The organism is Aeromonas popoffii (genome assembly GCF_000820025.1).
GTDB lineage: Bacteria > Pseudomonadota > Gammaproteobacteria > Enterobacterales > Aeromonadaceae > Aeromonas > Aeromonas popoffii.
Genome location: NZ_CDBI01000047.1, coordinates 91207 through 104390, shown reverse-complemented (window position 1 = coordinate 104390; position 13184 = coordinate 91207). Strand labels below are relative to the sequence as shown.

The following is a 13184-nucleotide window of genomic DNA, read 5'->3' as shown; positions in this document are numbered from 1 at the left end:
AAGATGCAAAGATGGTTGGGCGCCCTGCCCCTGCTGATGTTGTTGTGGGGACAAGCCCAGGCGGCCGATATCGAAGCGGGCAAGGCCAAGGCGGTGGTCTGCTCCGCCTGCCATGGGGTTGAAGGCAAGGCACTGATCCCCGGCTATCCCCATCTGGCTGGCCAGAACCACGCCTATCTGGTGAAGCAGTTGAAAGCTTTCAAGGAGGGCAGTCGCAAGGAACCCCTGATGCTGCCCTTCATGGCCCCGCTAACCGAGGCCGATATGGAGAACCTGGCGGCCTACTACGCCGGCTTGAAATAGCCTCGTGGTGCCCGGCGGACGGGCGCCCCATTCCTGATGGACCTGCTTTCCTAGCGGCGGCAGTAATCGATGATAAGGTCCATAAAGGCTTCGCCGAAGCGCTCCAGCTTGCGATGCCCGACGCCATTGATGGCCAGCATCTCGCCCTCGGTCATCGGCATCAGCTGGGCCATCTCCACCAGGGTCGCATCGTTGAACACCACGTAGGGCGGCACCTCTTCATCCTCGGCGATCTGCTTGCGCAGGCCGCGCAGCTCCTTGAACAGCCGTTTGTCGTAGTTGGCGTTGTCCAGCAGGCCGTTGCGCTTCTCCTTGCGACTGGAGATGGGCTGCAACCGTGGCACCGCCAGTTCCAGCTTCATCTCACCACGCAGCACAGGGCGGGCCGCTTCGGTCAGCTGCAGCACCAGATTGCGGGTGATGTTCTGGGTCAGCAGCCCCTTGTGGATCAACTGGCGGATCACACTCATCCAGTACTCGTGACTCTGATCCTTGCCGATGCCGTAGGTCGACAGCTTGTCGTGGCCGTGATCCTTGATGCGCTGGTTGAGAGAGCCACGCAGTACCTCCACCACGTAACCCACCCCGAAGTTCTGGCCCACCCGCCAGACGCAGGAGAGCGCCTTCTGGGCATCTTCGGTACCGTCATAACTCTTGGGCGGATCCAGACAGATATCGCAGTTGCCGCACGGCTTGTCGTTGTACTCGCCGAAATAGTTGAGCAGCACCTGACGACGGCAGGTCTGCGCCTCGGCAAAGGCCGCCATCACGTTGAGCTTGTACTGCTCAACCTGCAACTGCTGGGGATTTTCTATGTTGTCGAGCAGGCGCCGCACCCGGCCTATGTCGGCGGGATCGTACAGCAGCAGCGCCTCGGCCGGGGTACCGTCACGGCCAGCCCGGCCCGTTTCCTGATAGTAGGACTCGATGTTCTTGGGAATGTCGTAGTGCACCACGAAACGCACGTTCGGCTTGTCGATACCCATGCCGAACGCCACCGTCGCCACCACTATCTCGATGTCATCCTTGAGGAAGGCATCCTGGGTCTGCTGGCGCTGGGCCAACGGCAGGCCGGCGTGGTAGGGCGCCGCCTTGCTGCCATGGCGGGAGAGGCGCTCTGCGACCTCTTCCACACGGTTGCGGCTGGAGCAGTAGACGATGCCGCAGTTGCCCTTCTGGCTCTGCACGTAGCGCAGCAACTGCTCCGCCGCCTTGAACTTCTCCACCAGGCTGTAGCGAATGTTGGGTCTGTCGAAGCTGGCGGTGTGGACGAAGGGATCGTTAAGCTCCAACCGGTGCAGCATGTCGCTGCGGGTCGCCTCGTCGGCGGTCGCGGTGAGCGCCACGACTGGCACTTGGGGGAACCACTGCTTTAGCCGCCCGAGCGCCGCGTATTCCGGCCGAAAATCGTGACCCCACTGGGAGACACAGTGGGCCTCGTCGATGGCGAACAAGCCGAGCGGCAGCTCCGCCAGCCGATCCATGAACTCATGCTGCAGCAAGCGCTCGGGGGAGACATACAGCAGTTTGATCTCGCCACGGCGCATGGCGGCAAAGTTCTGGATCATCTCCTCCCGGCTCAGGGCCGAGTTGATGTAGATGGCCGCCACACCGTTGGCCCGCAGGCTATCGACCTGATCCTTCATCAACGAGATAAGCGGGGAGACCACCACCCCGAGCCCGGGGCGCAGCAGCGCCGGGATCTGGAAGCAGAGTGACTTGCCGCCACCGGTGGGCTTGAGCACCATGGCATCACGTCCCGCCACTATTTGCTCGATGATCTCCAGCTGGCCCGGCCGAAATTGCTGGTAGCCGAATACCGCCTGCAACAGGGCAAGAGGTGTATCGGGCAAGGTTTCGGCAATGACGGTCATGGGCTCTCCTTTGGGGTCGCCATTCTAAAGCAGCCGCCGCTCACAATAAACCTGCCATTGCGACTGTTAATGATGTGTTGCAGACTGGCTGGCGTTTTTACTCGGCGTTGATGACAGGGAGCGGTATCAGAGAATGAAACACATGCTGAAGAAGATGGCGCTCAGTGGTATTGCCAACCTGTTCGCCGAGCGGATGCCGTTCAACAAGCTGATTGGCATACAGGTGACCCACTACGACTTCGAGAAGGTGGAGCTGCGCATCAAGATGGATGACAAGCTAATCGGCAACCCCTTCCACAACATCTTGCACGGCGGCGTCACCGCCAGCCTGCTGGATGTGGCCGGCGGCATGATAGTCGCCGCCTCCTGCATCGACGAGCTGGAAGACTTCTCCCCCAACTACCTCAAAGAGCGCTTCTCCCGCCTCGGCACCATAGACCTGCGCGTGGACTACCTGCGCCCGGGCCGCGGCAACGAGTTCATCGCCACCGCCCACATCATCCGTGCCGGCAGTAAGGTCGCCGTCGCCCGGATGGAACTGCACAATGAAGAGGGCACCCACATCGCCTTCGGGACCGGCACCTATCTGGTGGGCTGACTCACCGATTGCATAAAAACAACACTGCTAATCTGATTTTAATCATTAGAATCGTTACCCCCTCTGCCGCCCACGGGTCCATACTGACATTCGGGATTGTGTGCAGAGGGAGGATTGCAGGCGATGAGTACGAAACGGGCCACCAAACCATCCAGAGCCTTGTTGACACAGATCGAGTCCATGCTCGACGAGGTGCAGACACCCGAGTGTCGCCACTGGCTGGAACAGGAGCTTGAGGGATACTCTCTCTGTTCGCCCCTGCCTTGGTATCGCATCGTAGCCTGTCGGCAACGCGGTCACTTCTTGGATCTGAAGACGGGAAAATATTTGACCTGTCATATCAACAGTCAAACGCTAAGCCAACGCGATCTGGCCCAGATTCAGTTCATCTATGCCCGTGAACCCGCCACCCATTATCTACTGCAACGCAATTCTGGTATTGAACCCTGGCCAGAGCAGCTGCTGGAAGATTATCAGGAGCAGTTGATCCCCGGCCATTTATGCCTGCAAGCCTGGCATGAACCCGTGTCTTCATTACGTTCACAACTGATGGAGGGAATCGAACATTTCATTAGTGAGTACCCCAAGCACGCGGCCTTGCAACCTCAACACAGCTTCAAGGCATTGCGGCATCAGCACTGGCATATCTGAGTAAGCGCCTTGCGCGCAAGGAGGGCACCATAGACAAGACCCATAGCGAGATTGCCACAATCTAGAGTGCCGGAGTCAGGATCAGACTCCACCCTGGGCCACCGAGCGGTGGCCCTTTTAATGCCTGCACACTACGACGGCACCAGGAAAGATGGGCAAGAAAGCTGCAACGACCTCGGCATGCCACAACCAGCCAGACATTCCGTACCGGGATCGGTAAAATCCGAATGCGAAAAGGCCGCTCATTGAGCGGCCTTTTCTAATATGGTCGGTGTGAGAGGATTCGAACCTCCGACCCCTTCGTCCCGAACGAAGTGCGCTACCAAGCTGCGCTACACACCGATGTCTGCGGGGCGAGAATTTACCTAATGCCCCGACATGACACAAGCCTTTTTTGTGTTTTAAGGGAAAAAAATGGCCGTTCGTTCAACTATTCAGCGCTTTGGCACCGGGTTCACAGAAAGGGCGTAAGGGCGTGACATTTCTCCAACCCACCCTAGGGAAGCTGAAATTCGGCGGGTCCCAGCAAGCGGCGCTGCCAGTCGGCCACCTTCCCATGTTCCAGCCAGTTGGCCGCATGCTGGCGCCAATTGGGAGAGAGCGCCGGGTTCTCCAGCAGCAACAGCAGATCCGCTTCGTCCCGTACCAGATTGAACAGGATATCGGCGGTCCGCTTCACCGTCAGGGCGGGATAGGGCCTGTCGACCAGCACCATAGTTTCCTGCGGTGCGACCGCCCCCTCCTCCAGCACCCGCAACAGCCAGCCACAGCGGCCATTGAGCTGTATCACCTGTGATATTTGACCATAACCGAAACGCTGGTTGAGCTTGAAACAGGGGGATCTCGGCTGGCTTATCTGGATCAGCGCCTCACCGAACCGATAGATATCACCAATGCAGGCCTGCTGCTCGGTCAACCCAAGGCCGGACAGATTCTCGCCAAAAGCGGCGGGTTGCCAGGGTGTGCGGGGCGCAGCAAGGCCCATGGCGGTTTGCCAGGTCTGCCACCAGGGATAGTGATCGGCAGGATAGTAGTGGAGCGCCCGATCCGGGCCACCGTGGTGGCGCAGGTCACACTGCTCATCGCCTTCCAGACCGGAAAAGGTACAGCGAACGGACGCAGAGATCGGTTGCTTGTGAATGGAGGTGGTGAGGCCGGGCACCAGCTCGGTGCCACGACCGCTAAAAAGGGAGATCCGCATACTCATCCTCCAGGTTGACGAGAGTAGGCGGATCTTATCATGGCGTCAGACGACGGCCTGCATCTGGGTGGTCATGGCTATCTCGGCGCGACGGCGTTTCTCAGCCTTGGCCATCAGGTACCAGCTACCAAAGGTGAACAGCGACACCGATAACAGGATCAGACTGGCTACCGCGTTGATCTCGGGTTTCACGCCGAGTCGCACCGCCGAGAAGACCTCCATCGGCAAGGTAGTCGCCCCCGGACCCGAGACAAAGCTCGCCAGCACCAGATCATCCAGCGACAGAGCAAACGACATCATGCCACCCGCCGCCAGCGAGGGGGCTATCATGGGGATGGTGATCAAGAAGAACACCTTCCAGGGTTTTGCACCCAGATCCATGGCTGCCTCCTCGATAGAGAGATCCAGCTCCCGCAGGCGCGCCGACACCACGATCGCCACATAGGCGGTACAGAAGGTGGTGTGAGCGATCCAGATGGTCACCATGCCACGCTCGGCAGGCCAACCCACCAGCTGGGCCATGGCCACAAACAGCAGCAACAACGATAGACCCGTGATCACCTCGGGCATCACCAGGGGTGCCGTCACCAGCCCGCCGAACAGGGTCCGGCCGCGGAAGTGCGGGATCCGGGTCAACACGAAGGCCGCCACCGTCCCCAGCGCCACGGCGGCAACCGCCGTATAGAGCGCAATCTCCAGCGAGCGCAGCACAGAGCCTATCAGCTGTTTGTTGTCGAGCAGGCCGAAGTACCACTTGAGCGACCAGCCCCCCCACACAGTCACCAGCTTGGAGGCGTTGAAGGAGTAGATCACCATGATGACCATGGGCAGGTAGATAAACAGCAGCCCCAGCCACAACATCAGCTTGGCAAAACCGAAACGCTTCATACCTTGCCCTCTAATTCTTTCGCCTGGTTGCGGTTAAACAGGATGATGGGCACGATAAGCACTGCCAGCATCACCACCGCCAGGGCCGACGCCACAGGCCAGTCGCGGTTGTTGAAGAACTCCTGCCACAGTACCTTGCCGATCATCAGGGTCTCGGGGCCGCCGAGCAGTTCCGGGATCACGAATTCGCCCACCACGGGAATGAACACCAGCATGCAGCCGGCTATGATGCCGTTTTTGGACAGCGGCACCGTGATCTGCCAGAAGCGGGTCAGGTTGCGGGCACCGAGGTCAGAGGCCGCCTCCAGCAGGCTCTGATCGTGCTTGACCAGGTTGGCGTAGAGCGGCAGCACCATGAACGGCAGGTAGGAGTAAACGATGCCGATATAAACCGCCAGGTTGGTATTGAGGATCTGCAGCGGTTCATCGATCACCCCGATCCCCAGCAAGAGGCTGTTGAGCAGACCGTTGTTGCTGAGGATCCCCATCCACGCATAGACCCGGATCAGGATCGCGGTCCAGGTCGGCATCATGATGAGCAGCAGCAGAACGGTCTGGGTCTCCTTGTTGGCCCGCGCGATGGAGTAAGCCATGGGATAGCCGATCAGCAGACAGAGCAGGGTGCTGACGAAGGCAATCTTGAGAGAACCGAGATAGGCCGCTATGTAGAGTTCATCCTCCCACAGCAGCAGGTAGTTGCCCATGTTGAGCAAGATGGTGAGCTGATTGTCGGCCCAGCTCACCACGTCCGTGTAGGGCGGGATCGCCACGTCCGCTTCGGCGAAGCTGATCTTCACCACTATGATGAAGGGCAGCAAGAAGAAGAGGAACAGCCAGAAGAACGGAATGCCGATCACCAGCTGGCGCCCACCCAGTCGCTTCAGTCGTCTCAATGCCTTCATGATTGCAACACCACGCCGCTGTCATCTTCCCAATAGAGGAACACCTGATCATCCCAGGTTGGCCGCTTGCCGTGGCGTTCGGCGTTGGCGATGAAAGCCTGAACGATTTTGCCCGAGGGCAGCTGGATGTGGTAAACCGAGTGGCCGCCCAGATAGGCGATGTCATAGACCTCACCCTTGGTCCAGTTGAAGTCCGGGTGCTCAATCTCGGTCGGTTTCTGGGTGCTCATCAGCAGTTTTTCCGGCCGCAGGGCGTAGGTCACCTTCTTGTTCTCGGCGCGGGAGCTGATGCCGTGGCCCACGTAGATGGGTTGTTCCAAGTCGGCGCAGGCGATGGTGGCATGGTCCTGCTCATCCTCCACCAACAGACCGTCGAACAGGTTGACGTTGCCGATGAACTCGCACACCAGCCGGCTGGCCGGAGTCTCGTAGATATCCATGGGGCTGCCGATCTGCTCGATGCAGCCCAGATGCATAATGGCGATCCGTTCGGCCATGGTCATGGCCTCTTCCTGATCGTGGGTCACCATGACGCAGGTTACACCGACGCGCTCGATGATCTCGACCAGCTCCAGCTGCATCTGGGAACGCAGCTTCTTGTCCAGTGCTCCCATGGGTTCGTCCAACAGCAACAGCTTGGGGCGCTTGGCCAGGGAACGGGCCAGGGCGACCCGCTGGCGCTGACCACCGGAGAGCTGGTGCGGCTTGCGGCGCGCATACTGGGTCATCTGCACCAGCTTGAGCATCTCCTCCACCCGCGCATTCACCTCCGCCTTGGGCAGGCCATCCTGCTTGAGACCGAAGGCGATGTTCTGCGCCACCGTCATGTGGGGGAACAGAGCGTAGGACTGGAACATCATGTTGATGGGACGTTCATAGGGCGGCATGTCGGTGATGTCGACACCATCGAGAAACAAGCGCCCCTCGGTGGGGCGCTCGAATCCAGCCAGCATCCGCAGCAGGGTCGACTTGCCGGAACCGGACCCCCCCAGCAGGGCGAAGATTTCGCCCTTGTGGATGTTGAGGGACACGTTGTCGACCGCCAGCGTTTCATCGAACTGCTTGCTTACCCTGTCAATCTTAACCAGCACTTCTTTGCGCTGCTGGTTGCCCTCGAGGGCTTTCTTGTAGGCACTGGAGGCTATCGCCATTACCAAACTCCCAAACGTGATACCGGCCTGGGCCGATCCATAAAACAGTCTGGCGCCCCCGAACGGGCGCCAAGGTTAGGTTCCGGACTTGATCTTGGTCCAACTCCGGGTGATCAGACGCTGCACCGCACGGGGATGTGCCTGCTGCACATACAGCCGTTCCAGCACCGCCTGGGGTGGATAGACGGACTCGTCATCACGCACGCTCTCGTCCATGTACTCTCCCGCCTTGGCATTGGGATTCGCATAGCCCACATGGTTGCTGATCTTGGCTATCACCTCTGGCTGGAGTACGTAGTTGATCAGGGCGTGCGCCTCTTTCACATTGGTGGCATCCGCCGGGATCGCCATCATGTCGAACCAGAGGTTGCCCCCCTCTTTCGGGATGCTGTAAGCAATCTTGATCCCCTTGCCCGCCTCGTCGGCACGAGCCGCCGCCTGCAATATGTCGCCGGAGAAGCCGGCTGCGACGCAGATGTCGCCATTGGCCAGATCGCCTATGTACTTGGAGGAGTGGAAGTAGGCCACATAGGGTCGCACCTTGAGCAACTGGCTCTCGGCACGCTTGAGATCGGCCGGTTCCTGGCTGTTGGGATCTAGCCCGAGATAGTTGAGCGCCGCCGGGATCATCTCGTCGGCCGAGTCGAGAAAAGCGACGCCGCAACGGGCCAGCTTCTGCATGTTTTCCGGCTCGAAAATCATGGCCCAGGAGTCAATCTTGTCGACCCCCAGCACGGCCTTGACCTTGTCAACGTTGTAACCGATGCCATTGGTACCCCACAGGTAGGGCACGGCGTACTGATGACCCGGATCCACTTTGTCGAGCTGCTTGAGCAACACAGGATCCAGATTGACCAGATTGGGCAGCAGGGCAGGATCCAGCTTCTGGAACGCACCGGCCTTGATCTGCTTGGCCAGGAAATTGTTGGAAGGCACCACCAGATCGTAACCGGTGCGTCCGGTCAGCAGCTTGCCTTCCAGGGTCTCGTTGGAATCAAACACGTCGTAGACGGTCCGGATCCCGGTTGCCTGCTGAAAGTCACTGAGGGTGGTCTCGCCGATATAATCGGACCAGTTGTAAAAATGAACCACTGGGGCTGCCTGGGCCACGTTTGCCAACCCCAACGCCAGGGCCATCGTCACTATCTTGGTTGTGTGCACGTATATCAGTCCTCATGTTTTTTGGTATGCCAGTGCGCATCCATGCGCTCCGTCCAACCTGTCGGGTTGCCACCACCCTCCCGGCCGAACTGCAGACCGGGAGGGGCACTCATCACTTACTTGCCTGATTTTATCTTGGTCCAGCTGCGGGTCATCAGACGCTGCGTCTTGGCCGGCAGATCCGGGAAGGTATAGATCTTCTTGAGCGTCTCCGCGTTCGGGTAGATACCCGGGTCGGTACGGATAGGCTCATCCACCAGCGGGGTCGCCGCCCTGTTGCCGTTCGGGAACTGCACCACGTTGGTGATGTTGGCGATCACTTCCGGCTTCATCAGGTAGTTGATGAAGGTGTGGGCGGCCTCGACGTTCTTGGCATCGGCCGGAATGGCCAGCATGTCAAAGAAGCTGCCAGCCCCCTCTTTCGGAATGGTGTAGGTCAGGGTCACGCCGTTCTTGGCCTCCGCCGCCCGCGCCTTGGACTGCTGCAAGTCCCCCGAGTAACCGACAGCGACACACAGGTTGCCGTTGGCCAGATCCGAGATGTACTTGGAGGAGTGGAAATAAGCGGTATAGGGACGGATGGAGAGGAACAGTGCCTCGGCCTGCTTCAACTCGTCCGGCTTCTGGCTATCCGGTTTGAAGCCCAGATATTGCAGGGCAGCCGGCAGCATTTCGGTCGGTGAGTCGAGGAAAGAGACACCACACTCTTTCAGTTTGGCCATGTTCTCCGGTTTGAACACCAGATCCCAGGAGTCCACAGGCGCGTCCTTGCCCAGCACGGCTTTCACCTTCTCGGCGTTGTAGGCGAAGCCAATGGTGCCCCACATGTAAGGAATGGAGTACTGGTTGCCCGGGTCGCTCGGATCGAGCGCCTTCAACAGGTCGACATCCATGTTTTGCCAATTGGAGAGCTTGGACTTGTCCAGCTTCTGGAACACGCCCGCCTTGATCTGTTTGGCCAGGAAGGGGTTGGACGGCACGACTATGTCGTAGCCCGAACTGCCCGCCAACAACTTGGCTTCCAGCACCTCGTTGCTGTCGAACACGTCGTATACCACCTTGATGCCCGTCTCTTTCTGGAAGTTTTCCAGGGTATCCGGCGCGATATAGTCGCTCCAGTTGTAGACGTGCAACACCTTGTTCTCAGCCATCGCCCCGGTACTCATCATGACCAGCGCGACAGAAGCGGCAATCATTCCCGTTTTGAAAGACATCGTCCTTGTCTCCTAAGCAAATTGTATGCGCAAGCCAACCTGCCCGGCACTCACCTACCCTTTCAGCTTTGCAGCCGTCAGATCCAGACTGAGCCTGGCCAGATTGACCAATTCATCCACCTGTTCCTCAGTGATCACCAAGGGGGGCGATATGATCATGGTATCGCCGACAGCCCTCATCACCAAGCCATTGTTAAAGCAGAACTCCCGGCAGGTCATACCGGCCTGCAGCGCAGCCGGGAAGCGGCTGTTGGTCTGTTTGTCCTGCACTATTTCCAGCGCGGCCACCAGGCCTTTGCCACGGGTTTCTCCCACCAGCGGATGCTCTGCCAGTTCGCGCCAGCGGCGCTGCAAATAGGGGCCGATATTATCATGGATTCGCTTAACTATGCTTTCGTTTTGCATAAGCGTAATGTTGGCGATAGCGACGGCGCAGGCCACCGGATGCCCGGAATAGGTGAAGCCGTGGTTGAATTCGCCGCCCTCCTCCACCAGCACCTTGGCGACCCTGTCACCCACCATCACGGCCCCCATCGGCAGATAGCCGGAGGTAATCCCCTTGGCCAGGCACATGAGGTCCGGCTTGATGCCAAACCCTTCGCTGGCGAACCAGTGACCGGTACGGCCGAAACCGCAGATCACCTCGTCGGCGATGAGCAGGATGCCGTAGTGATCGCAAATACGCTGGATCTCGGGCCAGTAGCTGTCGGGCGGGATGATGACGCCGCCGGCACCCTGGATGGGCTCGCCGATAAAGGCGGCGACCTTGTCCACCCCCAGTTCCAGTATCTTCTGTTCCAGCTGGCGGGCGCGCTCCAGACCAAACTCATGGGCGCTCATCCCCTGCCCCTCACCGAAGTGGTAGGGCTGATCGATGTGCACTATGCCGGGGATGGGCAGGCCACCCTGGGCATGCATGCCCTTCATGCCGCCCAGGCTGGCGCCCGCCACCGTCGAGCCGTGGTAGGCATTGTGGCGACTGATGATCACCTGCTTGTCCGGCTGCCCCTTGCTGGCCCAGTAGTGGCGTACCATGCGCAGTACGGTATCGTTGCACTCGGAGCCCGAACCGGTGAAGAAGACGTGATTGAGATGGGAGGGGGTGATCTCGGCCAGCAGGGTCGCCAGCTCGGCCGCAGGCGGGTGGCTGGTCTGGAAGAAGAGGTTGTAGTAGGGCAGTTGCTGCATCTGTTTGGTGGCGGCATCCACCAGTTCCTGCCGACCATAACCCATGTTGACGCACCAGAGACCCGCCATCCCGTCCAGGATGCGGCGCCCCTCCGAATCTTCCAGATAGATGCCTTCGGCCTTGGTGATGATGCGGCTGCCCTTCTTGTTGAGCGCCTGAAAGTCGGTAAAGGGGTGCAGGTGGTGGCTGGCATCCAGCTGTTGCCACTCACGTGTGGTCTGCTTCATTGCTTGCTCCTCGGTTCCTTCGATTTAAGCGAGACGGTTTCGTCAGTCGGTGAGGACGGCTGGCGCGCTCACAGCACTGCCACTCACCGGTGGGTGTTGATGCGATAGTGAGCAGAGGGGAAGCCGTCATTGGCCTCCCCCTATCTGGGCGGCGCGTGGCAAGCACGCATCCGGATCACACGTTCAGCAGCAGGAACTCCCGCTCCCAGCGGCTGATCACCCCGAAGTAGGTCTCGTACTCCTTGCGCTTGACCGCGACAAAGGCCCGGATGAAGCGCTCCCCCAGCATCTCCTTGATGGGCTCGCACTGTTCCAGGTGGCTCAGGGCCTCCTCCAGCGAGCGGGGCAGGCTGTAGGGCAGATCATAGGCACTCGACTTCATCTCCTGCAGCGGCTCGAGCTTCTCCATCATGCCGAGGTAACCACAGGCCAGGGTGGCGGCCAGGGCCAGATACGGATTGGCATCGGCCCCGGCGAAGCGGTTTTCGACCCGGCGAGCACCGGCCTCGGAGAAGGGCACGCGCAGGCCGCAGGTGCGGTTTTCCACCCCCCACTGCACGTTGCGCGGCGCGCTCTCGCCGAAGGTGAGGCGACGGTAGGAGTTGACGTTCGGCGCCAGCAAGGCAGTCACCGCCGGGGTGTACTTTTGCAGGCCCGCGATGAAGTGCATGAACTGCTCGGTATTGCCGCCATTTTCCGTGCCGAACAGGTTGCGACCGTCCACATCTTCCAGGCTCTGGTGGATGTGCATGGCGGAGCCCGGCTCGTCGCTCATCGGCTTGGCCATAAAGGTGGCGTAGATGCCATGCTTGTGGGCCGCCTCACGCATGGTGCGCTTGAACAGGAACACCTGATCCGCCAGATCGATGGCATCGCCGTGCAGGAAGTTGATCTCCATCTGGGCGGCGCCGGATTCGTGGATCAGGGTGTCCACTTCCAGCTCCTGCGCCTCACAGTAGTCGTACATGTCCTCGAAGATGGGGTCGAATTCGTTGACCGCATCGATACTGAACGACTGGCGGGCCGTCTCGGGACGGCCATTGCGGCCAATGGGCGGCACCAGCGGATAGTCGGGGTCTTCGTTGCGCTTGACCAGATAGAACTCCAGCTCGGGCGCCACCACCGGCTTCCAGCCCTGTTTCTCATAAAATGACAGGACCCGACGCAGCACGGAGCGCGGCGCTATGTCGATCAGCTTGCCATTGATGTCGAAACAGTCGTGGATCACCTGAGCGGTCGGCTCCAGCGCCCAGGGCACAAACCGAATGGTGTTGGGGTCCGGGTAGAGCTGCATGTCCCGCTCCAGCGGGTCTATCATGCTGTCGTCATCCGGGTACTCGCCGGTCACCGTCTGGGTGAAGATGACCTCGGGCAACCGCATGCCCCCTTCGCGCAAAAATTTGTTGGCTGGAATGATCTTGCCTCGGGCATTACCGGTGAAATCCGGAAACAGGCACTCCACTTCCGTGATGCGATTGCTCTCCATCCAGCCCTTGATACTGTCCATGTTAAACCCCGACTTTACGATTGCCATTGGCAAGGGTGTCTAATATATGGAACACCCTTGTTATCGAATTGTAATCAACACCACCATAAAAGCCCGCCGTTATAGCCAATGTCAAGCAGTGGTGTTTAAAAAATGATAAGTAACGGTGCATATAATGACCATGGCGACACCAAATACTAAACACCCTGGCGCCCTCAACGCTGACGGCAATCCCAGTGCCACCGAAGGGGCCTGATCCCCCATGTTCTCAGTCAGCCCCTGTCCGAATCGGGTCATTTTTTTGCAAGGGCGCACAATCCTTGCCCTATTTGCTTTGCA

12 protein-coding genes and 1 tRNA gene are annotated in these 13184 nt (G+C 59.5%); 3 read left to right on the top strand and 10 right to left on the bottom strand.

Features of this window, described 5'->3' with window-relative positions:
* Positions 1-3 precede the first annotated feature (3 nt).
* On the top strand, positions 4-303 hold the full coding sequence (locus BN1129_RS09055; protein WP_042035922.1) for a c-type cytochrome: 300 nt from the start codon (positions 4-6) through the stop codon (positions 301-303).
* Positions 304-353: 50 nt separating this feature from the next.
* Here the strand turns inward: BN1129_RS09055 and recQ are convergent, their stop codons facing one another.
* The gene (gene recQ / locus BN1129_RS09050) at positions 354-2177 is read right to left on the bottom strand and encodes an ATP-dependent DNA helicase RecQ (RefSeq protein ID WP_042035921.1); all 1824 of its coding nucleotides are present in this window, start codon (positions 2175-2177) and stop codon (positions 354-356) included.
* Between the two features lie 133 nt (positions 2178-2310).
* Here recQ and BN1129_RS09045 point away from each other — a divergent pair, with 133 nt between their 5' ends.
* Entirely contained in the window at positions 2311-2775 is a 465-nt protein-coding gene (locus BN1129_RS09045; RefSeq protein ID WP_042035920.1) for a thioesterase family protein, read from the top strand.
* A 123-nt stretch (positions 2776-2898) separates the two neighbouring features.
* The gene (locus BN1129_RS09040) at positions 2899-3426 is read left to right on the top strand and encodes an AbiTii domain-containing protein (protein ID WP_042035919.1); all 528 of its coding nucleotides are present in this window, start codon (positions 2899-2901) and stop codon (positions 3424-3426) included.
* Between the two features lie 265 nt (positions 3427-3691).
* Here the strand turns inward: BN1129_RS09040 and BN1129_RS09035 are convergent.
* The 9 genes from BN1129_RS09035 to BN1129_RS08995 form a co-directional block, all read right to left on the bottom strand.
* Positions 3692-3768: transfer RNA gene (locus BN1129_RS09035), tRNA-Pro, on the bottom strand.
* 154 nt (positions 3769-3922) lie between these two features.
* Positions 3923-4627, bottom strand: a complete 705-nt coding sequence (locus tag BN1129_RS09030) for an MOSC domain-containing protein (RefSeq protein ID WP_042035918.1) — start codon at positions 4625-4627, stop codon at positions 3923-3925.
* Between the two features lie 45 nt (positions 4628-4672).
* Positions 4673-5515 (bottom strand): ABC transporter permease subunit, encoded by an 843-nt coding sequence (locus BN1129_RS09025; RefSeq protein WP_042035917.1) that lies wholly within the window; start codon positions 5513-5515, stop codon positions 4673-4675.
* Complete coding sequence (locus BN1129_RS09020) at positions 5512-6417, bottom strand: ABC transporter permease subunit (RefSeq protein ID WP_042035916.1); 906 nt, start codon at positions 6415-6417, stop codon at positions 5512-5514. Before BN1129_RS09020 ends, BN1129_RS09025 begins: the two co-directional genes overlap by 4 nt.
* Positions 6414-7568 carry a polyamine ABC transporter ATP-binding protein gene (gene potA, locus BN1129_RS09015; RefSeq protein ID WP_042035915.1) on the bottom strand — a complete coding sequence of 385 codons (1155 nt, stop codon included), beginning with the start codon at positions 7566-7568 and terminating at the stop codon, positions 6414-6416. The genes BN1129_RS09020 and potA overlap by 4 nt, the downstream gene beginning before the upstream one ends.
* 75 nt (positions 7569-7643) lie before the next feature.
* Complete coding sequence (locus tag BN1129_RS09010) at positions 7644-8705, bottom strand: polyamine ABC transporter substrate-binding protein (RefSeq protein WP_219927925.1); 1062 nt, start codon at positions 8703-8705, stop codon at positions 7644-7646.
* A gap of 140 nt (positions 8706-8845) precedes the next feature.
* Positions 8846-9943 (bottom strand): polyamine ABC transporter substrate-binding protein, encoded by a 1098-nt coding sequence (locus BN1129_RS09005; protein WP_042035913.1) that lies wholly within the window; start codon positions 9941-9943, stop codon positions 8846-8848.
* Between the two features lie 54 nt (positions 9944-9997).
* Complete coding sequence (locus tag BN1129_RS09000; protein WP_042035912.1) at positions 9998-11359, bottom strand: aspartate aminotransferase family protein; 1362 nt, start codon at positions 11357-11359, stop codon at positions 9998-10000.
* A 175-nt stretch (positions 11360-11534) separates the two neighbouring features.
* Positions 11535-12866 (bottom strand): glutamine synthetase family protein, encoded by a 1332-nt coding sequence (locus tag BN1129_RS08995; RefSeq protein ID WP_042035911.1) that lies wholly within the window; start codon positions 12864-12866, stop codon positions 11535-11537.
* Positions 12867-13184 lie beyond the last annotated feature (318 nt).

Coding starts and splice junctions, on each gene's coding strand:
- BN1129_RS09055 (WP_042035922.1), top strand. CDS start 4: ATGCAAAGATGGTTGGGCGCCCTGCCCCTGCTGATGTTGTTGTGGGGA.
- recQ (WP_042035921.1), bottom strand. CDS start 2,177: ATGACCGTCATTGCCGAAACCTTGCCCGATACACCTCTTGCCCTGTTG.
- BN1129_RS09045 (WP_042035920.1), top strand. CDS start 2,311: ATGAAACACATGCTGAAGAAGATGGCGCTCAGTGGTATTGCCAACCTG.
- BN1129_RS09040 (WP_042035919.1), top strand. CDS start 2,899: ATGAGTACGAAACGGGCCACCAAACCATCCAGAGCCTTGTTGACACAG.
- BN1129_RS09030 (WP_042035918.1), bottom strand. CDS start 4,627: ATGCGGATCTCCCTTTTTAGCGGTCGTGGCACCGAGCTGGTGCCCGGC.
- BN1129_RS09025 (WP_042035917.1), bottom strand. CDS start 5,515: ATGAAGCGTTTCGGTTTTGCCAAGCTGATGTTGTGGCTGGGGCTGCTG.
- BN1129_RS09020 (WP_042035916.1), bottom strand. CDS start 6,417: ATGAAGGCATTGAGACGACTGAAGCGACTGGGTGGGCGCCAGCTGGTG.
- potA (WP_042035915.1), bottom strand. CDS start 7,568: ATGGCGATAGCCTCCAGTGCCTACAAGAAAGCCCTCGAGGGCAACCAG.
- BN1129_RS09010 (WP_219927925.1), bottom strand. CDS start 8,705: ATGGCCCTGGCGTTGGGGTTGGCAAACGTGGCCCAGGCAGCCCCAGTG.
- BN1129_RS09005 (WP_042035913.1), bottom strand. CDS start 9,943: ATGTCTTTCAAAACGGGAATGATTGCCGCTTCTGTCGCGCTGGTCATG.
- BN1129_RS09000 (WP_042035912.1), bottom strand. CDS start 11,359: ATGAAGCAGACCACACGTGAGTGGCAACAGCTGGATGCCAGCCACCAC.
- BN1129_RS08995 (WP_042035911.1), bottom strand. CDS start 12,866: ATGGACAGTATCAAGGGCTGGATGGAGAGCAATCGCATCACGGAAGTG.